Here is an 18,830-nt window from a genome sequence, read left to right on the forward strand (position 1 = left end):
AGGCCCGCGTGCGCGTACGCCGCGACGTCGGGGTCGTAGGCCCGCAGCGCGAACGCCGTCCGGCTCTGCGCGTCCTCGAGCAGGCGGTCGGCCCACGCCGTCACCGCCGGGTCGGGGGACGCCTGCGCCGCCGCGACGAGCGCCGGGTCCACGACCCAGCCGATCTCGGGCGTCCCGCCCGTCGCGTCGAGGAGCCGGCCCAGGCGGCCGCCCTCGCCCGTCGCGGCCGACAGCGCGTCGGCGTACGCCTCCGGGTCGGGGTCGACCGGGGGGCCGGTCACGGCCGCCACCATGCTCAGGCGCAGGGCCGGGACGTCCCCGGGCGGCGCCCAGACGACGAACGAGCGCGCCGCGGCGAGGCGGTCGCCGCCGTCGGACAGCCGCACCGCGAGGCCGCGCGGGCCCCAGTCGCTGCGCGCGGACAGGCCCAGCTCCGCCGCCGGGACGGAGAACGTGACCTGCGTCGTCGCGCCCGGGGCGAGCGGGTCGAGCTCCTGGAGGCCGACGCGCGTGCCGATCCGGCGCGTCGCCTCCGCCGTGGCCCAGCTCTCGAGGCCCGAGCGCGTCGCGGTCGCCGAGCGGTCGAACCCGAGCTCGACGGCGGGTGAAGCGAGCGTCTCCTCCGTCCCGTTCGTCACGGTGGCCGCCACGGTCAGCGTGCCGCCGGGCGCGAGGACGCCGGGCGTGATCTCGTCGAGCTCGACGGTCACCTCGCCCGACGACGTCACGTCGGCGGCCACGTCGGCGGACGCGGGGGCGGCGAACGGCGGCACGAGGCTCGTGCCCAGCGCGGCACCGAGCACGGTGGCGAGCACGACGAGCGCGAGGAGCAGACCCGGGGCGGCGCGGCGTGCGGGCACGCCGCGGGAGGCGGTGGAGGTCATGAGAGGTCGGTCGGGCTCCGTGGGGCGGGCGGTACCGGCCCGCCCCCGTCGTGCGGCCGGCCGGGCGAGCGGACGATCGTGCGAGTCACCCTACTCGTGATCGTCCCGTGGAACCGCGCACGACGGCCGTCCAGGACGCTGCGCGCGACGAGCGCGATGCGCCGCTCGTTCGGGTACGCGAGGCGCTCCGCGAGGTCCGCCACGGGGATCCACGCGACGTCCTCCGCCTCGCCGTCGGGGTCGCCCTCGACCGTGAGGCTGCCGCCGGTCGCGCGGAGCAGGAAGTGGTGGACCACCTTGTGCACGCGCCGGTCGTCGCCGGTGAACCAGTAGTCGATGACGCCGAGCGGCTCCTGTACGACGCCCTCGATGCCCGTCTCCTCCGCGATCTCGCGGATCGCGGCCTGCTCGGGAGTCTCGGAGCCCTCGAGGTGCCCCTTCGGCAGGCACCACTCGAGCCGGCCGCCCCGGTTGCGCCGCGCGATGATCGCGGCCCGCGGACCGTCCGCCGCGGCGTCGACGACGAGCCCGCCCGCCGACACCTCCTCGACGACCGGCAGGGGCGGTGGCGTCGCGCCGACGCGGCTGCGGGGGTCGATGTGCAGGGCGTGCCCGCCGGGCGGCGCCGGCACCGGGACCCGCCGCGCCCGTGCGCGAGAGCCGTCCGCCGCGTCGCGCCCGACCGCGCGACGGGTCCCCGGGTCCCTCCGAGGCTCGTCGGCGTGCGCGGGGCTGGACATCCTCCAACTCTACCGAGCGGGACTCGTCCGACCCCGACGCGCCATCTGGCAGGCTTGGGTGTCGTGCCCACGCCTGCCTCCCCCCAGCCGACACCGGCGGCGCTCGAGCTGCAGCGCCGAGCCCTCGCCGTGCTCGCCGAGATGGCCCCCGCCGCGATCGAGCTCGGCGAGGCCTTCCGTGCGGAGGGCCACGAGCTGGCGCTCGTCGGCGGCCCCGTGCGCGACGCGTTCCTCGGGCGGGCCAGCAACGACCTCGACTTCGCGACGTCGGCGTCCCCCGACCAGACGCAGGCCATCCTCGCGCGCTGGGGCGACGCGCACTGGGACATCGGCAAGGAGTTCGGCACGATCGGCGCCAAGCGGTTCGCCCGCGGGGGCGGGGACGAGCTCGTCGTCGAGGTGACGACGTACCGCACCGACGAGTACGACCCGTCGTCGCGCAAGCCCGTCGTCGCGTTCGGCGACACGCTCGAGGGCGACCTCTCCCGCCGCGACTTCACGGTCAACGCCATGGCCGTGCGCGTGCCCGAGATGACGTTCGTCGACCCGTTCGACGGCCTCGGCGACCTCGCGCGCCGCGTCCTGCGCACCCCGATCGCCCCGGAGCGGTCGTTCGACGACGACCCGCTGCGCATGATGCGCGCCGCCCGGTTCGCGGCGCAGCTCGCGTTCGACGTCGACGGCGGCACGCTCGCCGCGCTCGTGCTGATGACCGAGCGCGTGGAGATCGTCTCGGCCGAGCGCGTGCGCGACGAGCTGTCCAAGCTCTTGTGCGCCGCCGAGCCGCGCCGCGGCCTCGAGGTCCTCGTCGACACCGGGCTCGCCGACCACGTGCTGCCCGAGCTGCCCGCGCTCAAGCTCGAGATCGACGAGCACCACCGCCACAAGGACGTGTACGAGCACTCGCTCACCGTGCTCGACCAGGCCATCGCCCAGGAGACGGGGCCCGACGGCGCCGTGCCGGCGCCCGACCTCGTGCTGCGCCTCGCCGCGCTCCTGCACGACGTCGGCAAGCCGCCCACGCGCCGGTTCGAGCCCGGCGGGGGCGTGAGCTTCCACCACCACGAGGTGGTCGGCGCCAAGATGGTCACCAAGCGGCTCAAGGCGCTGCGCTACGACAAGCAGGTCGTCAAGGACGTCGCCCGGCTCGTCGAGCTGCACCTGCGGTTCCACGGGTACGGCGACGGCGCGTGGACCGACTCCGCCGTGCGGCGCTACGTCACCGACGCCGGCCCGCTGCTCGAGAGGCTCCACCGGCTCACGCGTGCAGACTCCACGACGCGCAACAAGCGCAAGGCCCAGCGCCTGCGCGACGCGTACGACCACCTCGAGCGCCGCATCGCCGACCTGCAGGCCCAGGAGGAGCTCGCCGCCGTGCGGCCCGACCTCGACGGGCAGCAGATCATGACCGTCCTCGGCATCGCGCCCGGGCCGGTCGTCGGGCGGGCGTACAAGCACCTCCTCGAGCTGCGGCTCGACCGCGGACCGGTCGACGAGGAGACGGCGCGCGCCGACCTGCTGCGCTGGTGGGCCGAGCAGCCGGAGTCGGCCGCGTCGTCCTGACGCTCCGGGGCGGCCGTGGGTCCGGACGAGGCACTCCGGGGCGGCCGTGCCGGGTCTACCATCCGCGCCGCTCGTCCCTCGCGGCGCTCCCGCCAGACCCGCCACGACCCGGCACGGCCGCCCCTCCGGCCTCGTCCTCGTCCGGCACCGCCGCCACCCCGACCTCGTTCGGCACGGCGGCCAACACAGTTTCGGCCGGCACGGCCGCCCTCACGGCCCTGTCAGTGGGCGAACGGCGCCGGTGCGTCCTCGACGTCCGCGTCCCGCGGGGCGCCGTGCGGCGTCGCCGCCGGGCGGCGCAGCAGGAACGACAGGCCGACGGCGACGAGCATGACCGCGGTGCCCCAGACGAACGCGTCGCCCACGCCCTCGGCGAGCGCCACCCGTGCGGACGCGCCGTCCTCCTCGTAGGCGAGGGAGCGCGTCGTCATGACGGCGACGAACATCGCCGTTCCCGCGGCGCCCGCGAGCTGCTGCAGCGTGCCGATCGCGGCCGACCCGTGCGAGTACAGGTGCGGGCGCAGCGACGACAGCGCCGTGGTGAACAGCGGCGTGAACATGAACGCCAGGCCAAGGCTCAGCGTCACGTGGAGGCCGAGGACGAACCACGGCGACGTGTCCGCGTGCACGGTCGTGAACGCGGCGAGCGCCACGGCCACCACGCTCGTGCCCGGGATGACGAGCGGGCGCGGGCCGACCCGGTCGAACAGGCGCCCGACCGCCGGGCCCAGCAGACCCATGAGGAGGCCGCCCGGGAGCACGATGAGGCCGGTCTGGAGGGGCTCGAGGTCCATCGCGTCCTGCAGGAACAGCGGGAGCAGGATGAGCGAGCCGAACATCGCGACCATGCCGACCGCCATGATCCCGAGGGCGATGCTGAAGGCGCCCGCCGTGAACACGCGCAGGTCGAGCAGCGCGCGGTCCTCGCGCTGCAGGGCGAGCTGGCGCCACACGAACGCCCCGAGCGCGACGGCGCCGAGCGCGATCGGCACCCACACGGGCACGACCGGCTCGTGCCGGGCCGCCTCGCCGATGCTCGACAGCCCGAAGACGAGCCCGCCGAAGGCGAGCGCCGCGAGGAGGAGCGAGAACGGGTCCAGTCGCGAGTGCGTACGGTCGGCGACGTCCCGGACGTACAGGAAGCCGAGGGTGAGCGCGACGAGGCCGATCGGCAGGACCGTGCCGAACACCCAGCGCCAGCTCAGCACGTCGAGGATGAGCCCCGACAGCGACGGCCCGAGGGCGGGCGCGGCCGCCATGACGATCGAGACGTTGCCCATGATCTTGCCGCGGATCGACGGCGGGACCAGGGTCATGATCGTCGTCATGAGCAGCGGCATCATGATCGCGGTGCCCGACGCCTGCACCACGCGCCCGACGAGCAGCCACGAGAAGCCGGGGGAGAGCGCGGCGAGCAGCGTACCCGCACTGAACAGCGACATCGCGAGCAGGTAGGCCCCGCGCGTCCCGAGGCGCTGCAGCAGGAAGCCGCTCGCCGGGATGACGACGGCCATCGTCAGCATGAACGCCGTGGTGAGCCACTGCCCGGTGCTCGCCGTGATCCCGAGGTCGGCCATGAGCGGCGCGAGCGCCACGCTCATCGTCGTCTCGTTGAGGATGACGACGAACGCGGAGACGAGCAGCAGCGCGATGACGAGGAAGTCCTGGCGCGGGAGCTTGTCGACGACCGGTGCGGCGCCAGGCGTGGCCGCGGTCGTCGGGGCGGAGGAGGGCGTCGGTCCGGGTCTGGTCTCGGATGCTGTCACGGTGGTCTCCGCTCGCGTCGGTGGGCAGGCCGGTCTCGGTCCGGGCCGGCGGTGGGCAGGGGACGGCGCCGCGCGGTGGCGGGACGTCGTCGTGTCGGTCGTGGGGAGAGCGCAGGGCGGTCACGGCCGGCGCCGGGTGCCGAGCCCTCGACGAGATCGAGACGATCGGGGAGACCGAGGACCTGGCGTTCCGTACCCTGTACGACCGCGAACCATCATGCGTTATTCCCGCACGCCGTGACGACGTCTTTTCGGTCGCGTTCTCATCGGTCCCGGCCTCACGAGTCGACCCGGGGCGACACGAGGGTCGCGCACCGGCGTACCGGGCCGACGCCCCCGGGCCGATGCGGCGCGGCGACGCCCGTCCGTAGCGTCGCCGGCATGAACACCACCGGACCCGGCCGCTACCCGCCGACCCCCGCCCAGCCCACCCCGTCCGTCCCGCCACCCCCTGCGTCACCGCCGCCCGGCCGCGACCGGCACCCGCTCGGCCTGCCGCTGCTCGGCATCGTGGGGCTCTCGCTCCTCGCGGTGCCGCGCGCCGTCCTGCACGACCTGCACGTCGTGGACGAGGGGTCGCTCGTCAACCTGCTGCTCGTCGTCGTCCCGCTCGTGGTGTGGGTCGTCGTCGTGCTGCGCGCCCGCGTGCCGCGCCCGTTCGTGACGCTGCTCGCGACCGGCGCGTCGTACGGCGTGCTCCTCGCCGTCGTGCACCATCTCCTGTGGAACCGCCTCTACGCGCAGGCTCCCGCGCTCGGCGGCGAGCTCACCGCCGTCGACCCGGCCGCGCAGGAGGTCGTGATGCGCGTGTCCGTGACCGTCTCGAGCGTCGTCGTCGGCGTCGCCGTCGGTGCCGTCTGCGGCCTCGTCGCGTGGGGCGTCACGCGGCTCCGGCGGCCTCGGCACGTCAGTCGCTGAGGCGGGGCCGTCCCCGGTCGCCGTGCCCGGCCGGCTCGCGCGCGGGCACGACGTCGCCGCGCACCGCGACGGCGTCGGACGGCGTCCGGGCGCCGCGCGTCCACAGGATCAGTGCGGCGAGGGCGTACGCGACGGCCAGTGCGACGAACACCGGGCGCGACCAGCCCGTGTCCGGCAGCGTGAACGCCGCGAGAGCGGCGGCGCCGACGAACGCCGCGTTGTACATGACGTCGTAGAACGCGAAGGCGCGACCCCGGTACCCGTCCTCGGTGTCGCGCTGGACGATCGTGTCCACGGCGATCTTCGTGCCCTGCGCGGCCAGCCCGAGCAGCGCCGCACCGGTGTAGACGACGGCGCGCGACGGCGTCGTCAGCAGCAGGAGCTGGCTCGCCGCGGCGAGCAGCAGCATGAGCGCGATCCACACCTGCGGGCCCGTGTACCGCGACAGCGTCGGGGTGAGCAGCACCGCGCCAGCACCGCCCACGCCCGTGAGCCCGACGACGACGCCGAACGTCGCGAGGCCCGCGTCCTGGCTCCCCGGGTCGAGCAGGTTGCGCGAGATGAGGATCGACGCGATGAACACCACGCCGTACAGGAAGCGGTGTGTCGCCATCGCGAGCAGCGCCTGCCCCGGGGTGCGGCGCGCGACGAGGTATCGCGCGCCGTCGGCCAGACCGCGAGCCACGCGCGCGATCTCGCTCGTGATCGCCGACTCCGCGGGCCGCTCCGGCCCGAGCTGCGTGCGGCCGAGTCGCAGCGCCAGCAGCGACGCGACACCGAACACGACCGCCGCGCACACGAGCGCCGACGAGTCCTTCACCCGACCCGGGTCGAACGCCAGACCCAGCACGAGGCCGACGCCGCCCCCGACGAACGCCGCACCCGCACCGAGCGTCGGGGTCAGCGAGTTCGCGGTCAGCAGCAGCGGGCCGTCCACCACGCGCGGCAGCCCCGCCGACAGCCCGGCCAGCAGGAAGCGGTTCACGGACAGCACCGCGAGCCCGAGCACGTAGATCCCCGCGCCCACCCCGCCCGACAGCATGAGCGCCGCCATGCCGACCGTGATGACGACCCGCACCGCGTTGCCCCACACCAGCACCTGGCGCCGCTGCCAGCGGTCCAGGAACACCCCGGCGAACGGCCCGACGATCGTGAACGGCGCGAGCATCACCGCGAACGCGCCCGCGATCGCCCCCGCCGTGCCCTGCGACTCCGGCGAGAAGAACAGCAGCGACGCGAGGCCGACCTGGAACATGCCGTCGCCCGCCTGCGACACGAGGCGCACGGCGAACAGCCGGCGGAAGCCCTGCAGGCGCAGCAGCGCCCGGAGCTCGGAGATCACACCCACGCGTTCACCCTACGTTTCTGGCTGACGGGCGTTCGGTCGCCCGTGGTGGTCGGCCCGGAAGGGTGCGCCGCGTCTACCTTCCGCCGCTCGTGCCTCGCGGCTCCCGCCAGGCCCGCCACGACGCGGCGCACCCTCCCGGGCCGCCCTGTGTCATGTCACCTCGAAAGGTGGTCGCCGCCCACGAGGCACACGCGTGGTGACGCGAGGCCGGTGCCGGCGGGGTGAGGTAGGGCCCTTGTCGCCCGTGGCGACACGACCGGCGAGCGGAGGGGGCGGGCTCGGATGCGAAGGGCGTCAGGGCCGCGCTCGCGAACCCACGGCCGACAGGCCATGGTGCGGGCGCGGCAGCCCGAGCACCGAGCACGCCCCCTCCGCGGACCAGAGCCCTACCTCGGCAGGCTCAGGTCAGCGCTCGGGACTCAGGATCAGCGCTCGACCTCGCCGCGGATGAAGGCCTCGAGCTGGGCACGGCCCTTCGTGTCCTCCATCTGGACCGGCGGGGACTTCATGAAGTACGTCGAGGCCGAGAGGATCGGGCCGCCGACGCCGCGGTCCTTCGCGATCTTCGCGGCGCGGACGGCGTCGATGATGATGCCGGCCGAGTTGGGGGAGTCCCAGACCTCGAGCTTGTACTCCAGGTTCAGCGGGACCTCGCCGAACGCGCGGCCCTCGAGGCGCACGTACGCCCACTTGCGGTCGTCGAGCCACGCGACGTAGTCCGACGGGCCGATGTGGACGTTGCGGTCCTCGGTCTTGCCGGCGAGCGGGCCCTCGAGGTTCGAGGTGACGGCCTGCGTCTTCGAGATCTTCTTCGACTCCAGGCGCTCGCGCTCGAGCATGTTCTTGAAGTCCATGTTGCCGCCGACGTTCAGCTGGTACGTGCGGTCCAGGATGACGCCGCGGTCCTCGAACAGCTTCGCGAGCACGCGGTGCGTGATCGTCGCGCCGACCTGCGACTTGATGTCGTCACCGACGATCGGGACGCCGGCCTCCTCGAACTTCGCGGCCCACTCCGGGTCGGACGCGATGAAGACCGGGAGCGCGTTGACGAACGCGACGCCCGCGTCGATCGCGGCCTGCGCGTAGAACTTCGCCGCCGCCTCCGAACCCACGGGGAGGTAGCACACGAGCACGTCGACCTGGGCCTCGCGCAGCGCCGCGACGACGTCGACCGGCTCCGCGTCCGACTCCTCGATCGTCTGCGCGTAGTACTTGCCGATGCCGTCGAGCGTCGGGCCGCGCTGCACGGTCACGCCGGTCGGCGGGACGTCGGCGATCTTGATCGTGTTGTTCTCCGAGGCGTTGATGGCCTCGGCGAGGTCGAAGCCGACCTTCTTCGCGTCGACGTCGAACGCCGCGACGAACTCCAGGCTGGACACGTGGTAGTCGCCGAACTGCACGTGCATGAGGCCGGGGACGGTGCCCGTCGGGTCGGCGTCACGGTAGTAGTGCACGCCCTGGACGAGGGACGATGCGCAGTTCCCTACGCCGACGATGGCGACGCGGATGGAGGTCATCCTCGCTCCTTGGTGATCGAAGTTCCAGGATCCTCGGGACGACGAGCGCCGTCGGGCTCCTGACCGGGTGTTTCCGCAGGGTGCGGGGTGCTGCTGGGTCGCACGCGACCGCCGCCTCGGGGGTGCCCGAAGGAGCGGTCGCGCTCGGTGGTGATGAGACCGTCGAGCCAGCGCACCTCGCGCTCGACCTGCTCGAGTCCGTGGCGCTGCAGCTCGAGCGTGTACTCGTCGAGCCGCTCGCGGGTGCGGGCCGCGGACTCCCTGACCGCCTCCAGCCTCTCCGTGAGCCGGGTGCGCCGGCCCTCGAGGATGCGGATGCGGGTCTCGGCGTCGGTCTGCGCGAAGAACGCGAACCGGACGTCGAAGCTCTCGTCCTCCCACGCGGCCGGCCCGGAGGAGGCCAGCACGCTCTGGAGGTGTTCCTTGCCGTCGGCCGTCAGCTCGTAGACGATCCGCGCGCGCTTGCCCGACAGGGCCGGCGCGAGGGCCGTCGGCGCAGCCGGCTGCTCCGTGCCCGTGATGAGGCCGCGCGCGACGAGCGACTTGAGCGCCGGGTACAGCGACCCGTACGACAGCGCGCGGAACGAGCCGAGCATGAGGTTGAGGCGCTTGCGCAGCTCGTAGCCGTGCAGCGGCGACTCGTTGAGCAGGCCGAGGATCGCCGTCTGGAGCACGGGGGTCTTGCTGCGCACACCCACACCTCCGCCCGTCGCGCTCGTCCGCCCGACGAGCCGGGAGGAAGTCGATGTATCGAGTCGATACATCGACAGGTTAGGTCGTCCCGATGTGTCGCGCAACGCTCAAGGGTGGCAGGGTGACCGCCGTCACGGTCGGCGGCGACTTGTGAAGGAGCGGCGGAGGCCCCGGGGCGCCGGGGCGAATCGTTGGCGCACGATCGCGCCGTCGTGCCGTCCGGCCCTTGCCGGGAAGGGGCGACGTCCTATTGTTCAGGGTGGCCCGTGCTGTGCGCGTGCGCCGGCCTCGTGCCTGTCGACGTCCCCCGCCACGGGAGGCGGCGCGGACGCCGGGGCGGGCGTGGCTCCGAGACGCCGCGTGCATAGGACCCGAGGGGCGCCCCGGCGCCGCTCCCGAACGTCCCCCAGAGGAAGGTAGACCGTGGCGCGATCCACGAGCAGGAAGGGACGGCCCACCGCGCGACCGCGGGGCCGCCGTCGCTTCTTCAACTACCCGCGCTCGCACGTCCGCGGCTTCCGCCGGTGGCTCCCGTCGTGGCGCGTCGTCGTGGGCACGATGCTCACCGGCATCGCGCTCGTCGCAGGCGTCGGCGCCGCGGCGTGGTTCACCACCGAGGTGCCGGACGAGCTCCCGAGCGTCGACGCGCAGACGTCGACCGTCTACTGGGGCGACGGCGCCACCGAGATGGGCACGTACGCCGTCGAGAACCGCGAGATCGTCGACTACGCGACCCTGCCCGAGTACGTGGGCAACGCCGTCGTGGCGTCCGAGGACCGCACGTTCTGGACCAACTCCGGCGTGGACCCCAAGGGCATCGTGCGCGCCTTCTACAACAACCTCCGGGGCGGCGACCGCCAGGGCGCGTCGACGCTCACCCAGCAGTACGTCGAGCGGTACTACACGAACACGGTCACCGACTACGCGGGCAAGGCCCGCGAGGCGATCCTCGCGCTGAAGATCACGCAGCAGCAGGAGAAGTCCGAGATCCTCGGCAACTACCTCAACACCATCTACTTCGGGCGCGGTGCGTACGGCATCGAGGCGGCGGCGCAGAAGTACTACGCCAAGCCTGCCGCCGAGCTCACGCTGTCCGAGGCCGCCGTCATCGCGGGGATCATCCCGAACCCGACCAACTGGGACCCGGCGAACAGTCCGGAGCAGGCGGCGCACCGCTGGGAGCGCACGCTCGGCCTCATGCTCGAGGACGGCCACATCACCAAGGCCGACCACGACGCGGCGATCGCTGCCGGCATGCCGAACCCGATCGAGGACGTGAAGTCGAACAAGTACGCGGGCCCGACGGGGTACCTGCTCACCATGGTCGAAAGGGAGCTGGAGGGCACCGCCGGGATCAGCTTCGACGAGCTGCAGACCCGAGGCCTGACGGTGACGACGACCATCGACAAGGGGATGCAGGAGGCCGCCAAGAATGCGATGGAGACGGTTCCCGAGGGCGCCTCTCCCAACCTGCGCCAAGCTCTCGTGTCGCTCGACCCGAACGACGGATCGATCCGCGCGCTGTACGGCGGCGCGGACTTCCTCGCCAACCAGTACAACAACGCCACCCGAGGTGCCGCGCAGGGCGGCTCGACGTTCAAACCGTTCACGCTCATCGGTGCGCTGGAGTCCGGACACACGCTCGACGAGCGGTTCAACGGGAACAACGATCTCGAGGTCCCCGGCTTCGACAAGCCGGTGACCAACTTCGGCGGGTACAGCTACGGGAGCACAGACCTCGTCGAGGCCACGGCGAAGTCGATCAACACGGTGTACGCGGAGCTCAACGTGGAGATCGGCCCGGAGAAGACGGCTGACGTCGCGGCACGAGCGGGCATCGACGCGGAGGACGTGGGGACCAACCCGGCGAACGTGCTAGGAACGGGGACAGTGACTCCGCTTGAGCTCGCCAACGCCTACGCGACGCTCGCCGCGCAGGGTATGCGAGCGACTCCGCACATCGTCGCGGAGGTCAAGGACGCCCGCGGCAATCTCGTCTGGCAGGCACCCGGAGCCGACACCAAGGTGAAGGAGTTCGAGCCGGACGTCATCGCGGGTGCGACGTATGCCATGACGCAGGTCGTCGAGGCTCCGGGCGGCTCGGGGGAGCCCGCCCAGGCCTTGGAGCGTCCCGTCGCAGGCAAGACGGGCACGTCGAACGAGAACCGCTCGGCATGGTTTGCGGGCTTCACCCCGCAGCTCGCGACCGTCGTCGGCCTTTACCAGTCGGGTCCGAACGGGGAGCAGGAGCAGATCACCCCCTTCGGGGAGTGGGAAGCCATCACGGGCGGCACGTGGCCCGTCGAGGCGTGGACGTCCTACATGCAGGCCGCGACGGCGAACATGCCGGTCGAGGAGTTCCCGGAGTACACGCCGTCGAAGCGGCCGCAGCCCACGGAGACGGCGACCGAGGAGCCGACGGAGGAGCCGACGGAGGAGCAGACCGAGGAGCCGGAGGCCCCGGAGCCGGAGAACGTCACGGTGCCCGGCAACCTCGCGGGCATGCCCCGCGACCAGGCGGTCGGCGCGCTCCAGGCGCTCGGCCTGCAGGCGCAGATCACCGAGGAGTTCTCCGACTCCGTCCCGCGCGGCGTCGTGATCAGTGCCGGGTCCGCGGGCGCGCAGGTGCCGCCGGGCTCCCGGATCTCGCTCGTCGTCTCGAAGGGTCCGGACCCGGCCAACCAGCCGGAGGAGCCGGAGGATCCGGAGGATCCGGGGGAGACCGAGGATCCGGAGCCGACGCCCACCCAGACGCAGCCAGGCCAGGGTGGCGGTGGCAACGGCGGCGGCAACGGCGGGGGCGGCCAGGGTGGCGTCGTCGGCGGCATCGTCGGCGGCCGCGGGAGCGGCGGCTGACCGGCCCCGTCACTGCCCGGGCACTCCCCGGGCCATGGATTTCCAGGGCCGCACCCGGTGCGGGTACCCTGGGGAGCTGCTGTCCGCGGCCACGTCGCGACAGCAGGACTGCATGAACCCTCCTGTCACGGATGGACCGTGACCGCGAAGACCAGAGGAGGTGGGTTATCCGCATGCGTCAGTACGAACTGATGATCATCCTCGACCCGGAGGTCGAGGAGCGCACCGTCGGCCCGTCGCTCGACAAGTACCTGTCGGTCATCAAGACCGACGGCGGCTCCGTCGACAAGGTGGACATCTGGGGTCGTCGCCGCCTGGCGTACGACATCAAGAAGAAGTCCGAGGGCATCTACGCGGTCGTCGACTTCACGTCGACGTCCGACACCGCCAAGGAGCTGGACCGTCAGCTCGGCCTGAACGAGGCCGTGCTGCGCACCAAGATCCTGCGCACGGACGCTCGCTGATCTTCCCCCGCACCCCCTCGCGGCTCGTCCTCCACGGGTCCGCCTCACGCCGTCGCGCGTGTGGGCGCCACGTGATGGGATGGGCCGGCGCGTGAGCGGCGGGGCACCGTACGAGAAGCCGGGCGACGCCCGCACGGACGACGACGAGACACGAAGGAGCTGGCCATGGCAGGTGACACCGTCATCACGGTGATCGGGAACCTCACGGGAGACCCGGAGCTGCGCTTCACCCCTGCGGGTGCGGCGGTGGCCAACTTCACGGTGGCGTCGACGCCGCGGACCTTCGACCGCCAGTCGAACGAGTGGAAGGACGGGGAGACCCTGTTCATGCGCTGCTCGATCTGGCGCGAGGCCGCGGAGAACGTGGCGGAGTCGCTGACGAAGGGCATGCGCGTCATCGTGCAGGGCCGCCTCGTCCAGCGTTCGTACGAGACCCGCGAGGGGGAGAAGCGCACCGTCGTCGAGCTGCAGGTGGACGAGATCGGTCCGTCCCTGCGCTACGCCTCCGCGAAGGTCACCCGGGCCCAGCGCTCGGGCGGCGGTGGCGGCGGCTTCGGCGGCGGCGGTGGCGGCTTCGGTGGAGGCGGCAACGCCTCCGGTGGTGGATTCGGCGCTTCCGGCGGCGGTCAGCAGAACGACGACCCGTGGGCCACGGCCGGCCCGGCGTCGTCGGGCGGCTCGTTCTCCGACGAGCCTCCGTTCTGACCGGACGCCACACCCAGAACATCCCTCGTCCCTGACCGGCGCCGCGTCCGCGGCCCGGGCGGGGACCGCACCTGAGAAGGAGCACACACCATGGCGAAGCCTGTGGTGCGCAAGCCCAAGAAGAAGTCCAACCCGCTGAAGACGGCGAAGATCGAGACGGTCGACTACAAGGACACCGTTCTCCTCCGCAAGTTCATCTCCGACCGCGGCAAGATCCGCGCGCGTCGCGTGACCGGCGTCTCCGTCCAGGAGCAGCGCCAGATCGCCCGTGCGGTGAAGAACGCGCGTGAGATGGCCCTGCTGCCGTACACGTCGACGGCTCGCTGAGCGGGGAGGGGAAGAACATGGCCAAGCTGATCCTGACCCACGAGGTCACCGGTCTCGGTGAGCCGGGCGACGTCGTCGAGGTGAAGGACGGGTACGCCCGCAACTACCTCGTCCCGCGCAAGCTCGCCACGCCGTGGTCGAAGGGCGCCGAGTCGCAGGTCTCCGCGATCCGCAAGGCGCGCAAGGCCCGCGAGATCGCGTCGCTCGACGAGGCGAAGGCGATCCGCGACTCGCTGCAGTCGAAGCCGGTCGTCGTCGAGGCGAAGGCCGGTGCGTCCGGTCGCCTCTTCGGCGCGGTGACGACGGCGGAGATCGCCTCGGCGGTCGCTGCTGCGGAGGGCCCGAAGGTCGACAAGCGCAAGATCGAGATCGGCCAGCCGATCAAGGCGACGGGTGACTACACGGTCTCCGTCCGCCTGCACCCGGAGGTCTCCGCGACCGTCGCGGTGAAGGTCGTCGCTGCCTGATCTGCTGATCCAGCACGTCGAAGGCCCGGTCCCCTCGAGGGGCCGGGCCTTCGTGCTGCTCGGGTCCACGCGGCGAGTCGGGCGTTGCCGGTCCCGAGGGGGCGAGCCTCAGGCGGTGCCCGTGACCATCCAGCGGGTGCCGCGGGCGCGCAGCCCGGTCGTCACGGCGCGCGCAGCCATGAAGACCCCGGCGAAGGCGAGCCACAGCCACGCGAGGCCGGCCGCGCCGTCGGGCGCCCAGGCCCGGACGGCGAGGGCGAAGGGCGCGTAGACGGCGAGCGTCACCATGCCCGCCCAGGCGAGGAAGCGGCCGTCGCCGGCGCCGATGAGGACGCCGTCGAGGACGAACACCCAACCCGCCATGGGCATGAGCGCGCCGCAGACCGCCATGCCGAGCGCGACGGCGGCGCGGACCGCGGGGTCGTCGGTGAACAGCAGCGCGAACCACCAGCCGCCGGCCGCCATGACGAGGCCGATCACGACGCCCGCCACGACGCCCCACTGCAGCGTGCGGCGCAGGACGGCGCGGACGCGCGGGACGTCGGCGGCACCGAGGCCGTGGCCGACGAGCGCCTGGGCCGCGATGGCGAGCGCGTCGAGCGCGAACGCCGCGAGCCCCCACATCGAGTTGACGACCTGGTAGCCGGCGAGCGTGACCTCGCCGAGGCCGGTGGCGACGAAGACGGTGAGGAGGATCGCGAGCCGCAGGGAGAGCGTGCGGACGAAGAGCGGGATGCCGGCGCGCGCGTTGGCCCAGATGCCGCCGGCGGCGGGGCGCAGGGCTGCCCCGCGGCGTCGGGCGCCGCGGACGACGACGGCGACGAGGACGGCGCCCATGGCGAGCTGGGCGATCGCGGTGCCGATGCCCGAGCCGGCGATGCCGAGGCCCGCGCCGTACACGAGGGCGACGTTGAGGACGGCGTTGGCGGTGGCACCACCGGCAGCCACCCACAGGGGCGTCCGGGTGTCCTGGAGGCCGCGGAGGACGCCCGTGGACGCGAGGACGAGGAGCATGCCGGGCAGGCCGAGCGCGGACCAGCGCAGGTAGACGACGGCGTGCTCGGCGACGTCGCCCGTGCCGCCCATCGCGCCGACCGCCCACGGCGCCGTCGTCCACAGGCCGGCGGCGAGGACGATCCCCAGGCCGAGGGCGAGCCACAGCCCGTCGACACCGGACTGCAGGGCCTCGCGCTCCTGCCTCGCCCCGAGCCGGCGCGCGACCGCGGCGGTGGTCGCGTACGCGAGGAACACGCACAGGCCGACGAGCGTGACGAGGAGCGTCGAGGCGAGAGACAGGCCCGCGAGCTGGGCGGTGCCGAGGTGGCCGACGACGGCCGAGTCGACGAGGACGAACAGCGGCTCGGCGACGAGGGCACCGAGCGCCGGGACGGCGAGGGCGAGGATCTGCCGGTCGAGAGCGGACCGTCCGCGACGGCCTGTGGACGACGTCACGTCGTGTGCCGCAGCGGGTGAAGAAGGGGTGACGTCCGCCCGTCCCGCGGGTGTCCGGCGTGTCGTCGGCGTGTCATCCGACTTTCTTTCGTCCACACCCCTGAGGGTAGTGAATGCGCTGGTCATGCGGCCTGCACAGGGATGTACACAGACAGATTCCCCAGTTGTCCACACGGTTGTCCACCGGGTGTGCACAGCGAGCGGCGCCGTGTCCACAGGATCGCGGGTGACTGTCCACGACGCTGTGCACAGGGCTGTTTGCCGTGCGCCCGACCGGCATCTAGTGTCGCGGGGTCGTGTCTCCCGAGAGGGCAGGCGCGGCCGCCGGGACAGTCGTGTGGGCGGCCCGCAGTAGAACACGTGTACGACGCGGGTGAGGGCCCGCCGCCGCGGCCCGCCGGGGTCTCGGCGAGCCGGGGGAGCGAGGGGCGCATGTCGATCGAGGAGCTCGAGGGCAGCTACGGGGGGCCGGGCCCGTCGGGGTTCGACCGCACGCCGCCGCAGGACGTCGCGGCGGAGATGAGCGTCCTGGGCGGCATGCTGCTGTCGAAGGACGCGATCGCCGACGTCATCGAGCAGATCCGCGGCTCGGACTTCTACCGCCCGGCGCACGAGGTCATCTACGAGGCGATCATCGACCTCTACGGCCGCGGCGAGCCGGCGGACGCCATCACCGTGGTCGCCGAGCTGACGAAGCGCGGCGAGCTCCAGCGCATCGGCGGCGCCCCGTACCTGCACGACCTCATGGCCGGCGTCCCCACCGCCGCCAACGCCGGCTACTACGCGCGCATCGTGCGCGAGCGCGCGGTGCTGCGCCGCCTCGTCGAGGCCGGGACGCGCATCGTCCAGCTCGGCTACGCGACCGACGGCGGCGACGTCGACGACATCGTCAACAACGCCCAGGCCGAGGTCTACGCCGTGACCGAGCGGCGCACGACCGAGGACTACCTGCCGCTGTCGGAGATCCTCGGCCCGACGTTCGACGAGATCGAGGCCGCGCAGGGTCGCGGCGAGGGCATGACCGGCGTGCCGACCGGGTACTCCGACTTCGACCGGCTCACCAATGGTCTTCATGCGGGACAAATGATTGTCGTCGCTGCAAGGCCGGCAATTGGCAAATCGGTACTAGGAATTAATGTCGCCACTCATGCTGCGGTGCACCATCAGATGGCGTCCGTCATCTTCTCCCTGGAGATGAGCCGCAACGAGATCACGATGCGTCTGCTCGCCGCAGAAGCAAAGGTCCCGCTGACGCGCATGCGCTCGGGGAAGATGGACGACGGCGACTGGCAGAAGCTCGCCGGCACCATGGGCAAGGTGGCCGAGGCGCCGTTGTTCATCGACGACTCGCCGAACATGTCGCTCATGGAGATTCGCGCCAAGTGCCGGCGCCTCAAGCAGCGGCACGACCTCAAGCTCGTCGTGATCGACTACCTCCAGCTCATGTCGTCGGGCAAGCGCGTCGAGTCGCGACAGCAGGAGGTCTCGGAGTTCTCCCGTGCGCTCAAGCTGCTCGCGAAGGAGCTCGAGGTCCCGGTCATCGCCATCTCGCAGCTGAACCGTGGTCCGGAGCAGCGCGGTGACAAGAAGCCGCAGATGAGCGACCTCCGCGAGTCCGGCTGCCTTCCTGAGGACACGAAGATCCTGCGCGCCGACACGGGCGCCGAGACGACGCTGGGTGAGCTCTTCGCGCTCAACGCCAAGGACGTCCCGGTGTGGGCGCTCAACGACCGTCTCCAGTACGTGCGCCGGCACCTCACGCATGTGTTCCCCACGGGCGTGAAGCCGGTCTTCCGCATGCGGTTGGCTTCCGGCAAGGAGGTCGAGGCGACGGCGAACCACCCGTTCCTCACCTACGACGGCTGGACGCCGCTCGGCGACCTCGAGGTGGGCTCGCGCATCGGTGTGCCGCGCCACGTCCCCGGCCCGGAGCGGAACGTCGAGTGGGACGACCGCAAGGTCGTCATGCTCGCGCACCTCCTCGGTGACGGGTCGTTCGTGAAGCGACAGCCCATCCGCTACGCGTCGATCGACGAGCGGAACCTCTCCGCCGTCAGCGACGCCGCGACGGCGTTCGGGATCACGCCGGTGCGCGACGAGTACGCGGCCGCCCGGTGCACGACGCTCCGGCTACCGGCGCCGTACCGCCTGACGCGCGGCAAGCGGAACCCAATCGCGGAGTGGCTGGACGACATGGGGCTGTTCGGCGCGCGGAGCCACGAGAAGTTCATCCCGACGAGCGTCTTCCACCTGCCCAAGCGCCAGATCGCGCTGTTCATCAAGCACATCTGGGCGACGGACGGCTCCGTGACGGTGAACAAGAACGGCCGCAGCGGGCGCATCTACTACGCCTCGACGTCGCGCGAGCTCGTCGACGGCCTGTCGCGGCTCCTGCTCAGGTTCGGCATCTCCACGCGCGTGCGCCGGACGACGCCCAAGGGCGCTTACCGGACCGGCTGGACGCTCGACATCAGCGGCGTGGACGACCAGCGCCGCTTCCTGCAGGAGATCGGCGTCCATGGCGACCGCGGCGACACCGCCGAGAAGCTGCTGACGATCATCCGCGAGACGCGCTCGAACCCGAACGTCGACACCGTCCCTCGGCAGGTCTGGGAGGACGTGCGCGAGGTCCTCGTCGAGCGCGAGATGACGCACCGCGAGTTCGCGGAGGCGATCGACACCCAGTTCTGCGGCAGCGCGCTGTGGAAGAACGCCCCGTCACGGCACCGCCTCAGCAAGATCGCCGCGGTCCTCGAGAGCGAGAAGCTCGAGATCATGGCGATGAACGACCTGCTCTGGGACGAGGTCGTCGCCATCGAACCGGTGGGGGAGAAGCAGGTGTTCGACGCGACCGTGCTCGACGCTCACAACTTCGTCGCGAACGGGATCGCGGCTCACAACAGCATCGAGCAGGACGCCGACGTCGTGATCCTCCTCCACCGCGAGGACGCGTACGAGAAGGAGTCGCCGCGAGCCGGCGAGGCCGACCTCATCGTGGCGAAGCACCGTAACGGCCCGACGGACACCATCACCGTGGCGTTCCAGGGTCACTACCAGCGCTTCGCCGACATGCAGATGTAGCGCCGCAGAGAAGCAACTCAGGCGACGTCCTCATCAACCTTGCCGCCGA

Annotated in this window: 14 protein-coding genes and 1 pseudogene; 8 read left to right on the forward strand and 7 right to left on the reverse strand. The window is 72.3% G+C overall.

Annotated features, from left to right (window positions below):
• On the reverse strand, positions 1-884 hold an 884-nt coding region (locus tag JZ5iCDA_RS04160; protein WP_253181944.1), incomplete at its 3' end, for a DUF6049 family protein.
• A gap of 125 nt (positions 885-1,009) precedes the next feature.
• A pseudogene (locus JZ5iCDA_RS19595) lies at positions 1,010-1,516 on the reverse strand (NUDIX hydrolase); the annotation flags it as partial.
• Between the two features lie 171 nt (positions 1,517-1,687).
• Here JZ5iCDA_RS19595 and JZ5iCDA_RS04170 point away from each other — a divergent pair.
• On the forward strand, positions 1,688-3,187 hold the full coding sequence (locus JZ5iCDA_RS04170; protein WP_069386004.1) for a CCA tRNA nucleotidyltransferase: 1,500 nt from the start codon (positions 1,688-1,690) through the stop codon (positions 3,185-3,187).
• Positions 3,188-3,408: 221 nt separating this feature from the next.
• Here JZ5iCDA_RS04170 and JZ5iCDA_RS04175 read toward each other — a convergent pair whose 3' ends face one another.
• A complete protein-coding gene (locus JZ5iCDA_RS04175; protein WP_069386005.1) occupies positions 3,409-4,953 on the reverse strand; it encodes an MDR family MFS transporter in 1,545 nt (514 codons plus the stop codon).
• A gap of 381 nt (positions 4,954-5,334) precedes the next feature.
• Between JZ5iCDA_RS04175 and JZ5iCDA_RS04180 the strand changes: the two genes are divergently transcribed.
• The gene (locus JZ5iCDA_RS04180) at positions 5,335-5,871 is read left to right on the forward strand and encodes a hypothetical protein (protein ID WP_253181945.1); all 537 of its coding nucleotides are present in this window, start codon (positions 5,335-5,337) and stop codon (positions 5,869-5,871) included.
• Here JZ5iCDA_RS04180 and JZ5iCDA_RS04185 read toward each other — a convergent pair.
• The 3 genes from JZ5iCDA_RS04185 to JZ5iCDA_RS04195 all read right to left on the reverse strand — a co-directional run bounded on the left by JZ5iCDA_RS04185 (position 5,861) and on the right by JZ5iCDA_RS04195 (position 9,428).
• Positions 5,861-7,219, reverse strand: a complete 1,359-nt coding sequence (locus JZ5iCDA_RS04185; protein ID WP_069386006.1) for an MFS transporter — start codon at positions 7,217-7,219, stop codon at positions 5,861-5,863. The two genes, JZ5iCDA_RS04180 and JZ5iCDA_RS04185, sit on opposite strands and share 11 nt — an antisense overlap.
• Positions 7,220-7,644: 425 nt before the next feature.
• Positions 7,645-8,736, reverse strand: coding sequence for an inositol-3-phosphate synthase (locus tag JZ5iCDA_RS04190; RefSeq protein ID WP_069386007.1), 1,092 nt, complete (start codon positions 8,734-8,736; stop codon positions 7,645-7,647).
• The gene (locus tag JZ5iCDA_RS04195) at positions 8,733-9,428 is read right to left on the reverse strand and encodes a PadR family transcriptional regulator (protein WP_139122947.1); all 696 of its coding nucleotides are present in this window, start codon (positions 9,426-9,428) and stop codon (positions 8,733-8,735) included. The genes JZ5iCDA_RS04190 and JZ5iCDA_RS04195 overlap by 4 nt, the downstream gene beginning before the upstream one ends.
• A 424-nt stretch (positions 9,429-9,852) precedes the next feature.
• Between JZ5iCDA_RS04195 and JZ5iCDA_RS04200 the strand changes: the two genes are divergently transcribed.
• The 5 genes from JZ5iCDA_RS04200 to rplI all read left to right on the forward strand — a co-directional run bounded on the left by JZ5iCDA_RS04200 (position 9,853) and on the right by rplI (position 14,248).
• Entirely contained in the window at positions 9,853-12,285 is a 2,433-nt protein-coding gene (locus JZ5iCDA_RS04200) for a transglycosylase domain-containing protein (RefSeq protein ID WP_069386008.1), read from the forward strand.
• Positions 12,286-12,458: 173 nt separating this feature from the next.
• Positions 12,459-12,749, forward strand: a complete 291-nt coding sequence (gene rpsF / locus JZ5iCDA_RS04205) for a 30S ribosomal protein S6 (RefSeq protein ID WP_171905290.1) — start codon at positions 12,459-12,461, stop codon at positions 12,747-12,749.
• Between the two features lie 165 nt (positions 12,750-12,914).
• Positions 12,915-13,454 carry a single-stranded DNA-binding protein gene (locus tag JZ5iCDA_RS04210; RefSeq protein ID WP_069386009.1) on the forward strand — a complete coding sequence of 180 codons (540 nt, stop codon included), beginning with the start codon at positions 12,915-12,917 and terminating at the stop codon, positions 13,452-13,454.
• A gap of 90 nt (positions 13,455-13,544) precedes the next feature.
• Complete coding sequence (gene rpsR, locus JZ5iCDA_RS04215; protein WP_069386010.1) at positions 13,545-13,781, forward strand: 30S ribosomal protein S18; 237 nt, start codon at positions 13,545-13,547, stop codon at positions 13,779-13,781.
• 17 nt (positions 13,782-13,798) lie between these two features.
• Positions 13,799-14,248, forward strand: a complete 450-nt coding sequence (gene rplI, locus JZ5iCDA_RS04220) for a 50S ribosomal protein L9 (protein WP_069386011.1) — start codon at positions 13,799-13,801, stop codon at positions 14,246-14,248.
• 108 nt (positions 14,249-14,356) lie between these two features.
• Here the strand turns inward: rplI and JZ5iCDA_RS04225 are convergent, their stop codons facing one another.
• Complete coding sequence (locus tag JZ5iCDA_RS04225; protein WP_069386012.1) at positions 14,357-15,700, reverse strand: MATE family efflux transporter; 1,344 nt, start codon at positions 15,698-15,700, stop codon at positions 14,357-14,359.
• A gap of 432 nt (positions 15,701-16,132) precedes the next feature.
• On the opposite strand from JZ5iCDA_RS04225, the gene JZ5iCDA_RS04230 reads away from it, so the two are divergent.
• A complete protein-coding gene (locus tag JZ5iCDA_RS04230; protein WP_069386025.1) occupies positions 16,133-18,781 on the forward strand; it encodes a replicative DNA helicase in 2,649 nt (882 codons plus the stop codon).
• Positions 18,782-18,830 lie beyond the last annotated feature (49 nt).

It is taken from the genome of Cellulosimicrobium cellulans, from assembly GCF_001722485.1.
In the GTDB taxonomy this organism is placed as follows: Bacteria; Actinomycetota; Actinomycetes; order Actinomycetales; family Cellulomonadaceae; genus Cellulosimicrobium; species Cellulosimicrobium cellulans_A.

Excerpts from the sequence above, each read along its gene's own strand:
- rpsR (WP_069386010.1), top strand. The coding sequence starts at position 13,545 with ATGGCGAAGCCTGTGGTGCGCAAGCCCAAGAAGAAGTCCAACCCGCTG.
- JZ5iCDA_RS04180 (WP_253181945.1), top strand. The coding sequence starts at position 5,335 with ATGAACACCACCGGACCCGGCCGCTACCCGCCGACCCCCGCCCAGCCC.
- JZ5iCDA_RS04210 (WP_069386009.1), top strand. The coding sequence starts at position 12,915 with ATGGCAGGTGACACCGTCATCACGGTGATCGGGAACCTCACGGGAGAC.
- JZ5iCDA_RS04230 (WP_069386025.1), top strand. The coding sequence starts at position 16,133 with ATGTCGATCGAGGAGCTCGAGGGCAGCTACGGGGGGCCGGGCCCGTCG.
- JZ5iCDA_RS04190 (WP_069386007.1), bottom strand. The coding sequence starts at position 8,736 with ATGACCTCCATCCGCGTCGCCATCGTCGGCGTAGGGAACTGCGCATCG.
- rplI (WP_069386011.1), top strand. The coding sequence starts at position 13,799 with ATGGCCAAGCTGATCCTGACCCACGAGGTCACCGGTCTCGGTGAGCCG.
- rpsF (WP_171905290.1), top strand. The coding sequence starts at position 12,459 with ATGCGTCAGTACGAACTGATGATCATCCTCGACCCGGAGGTCGAGGAG.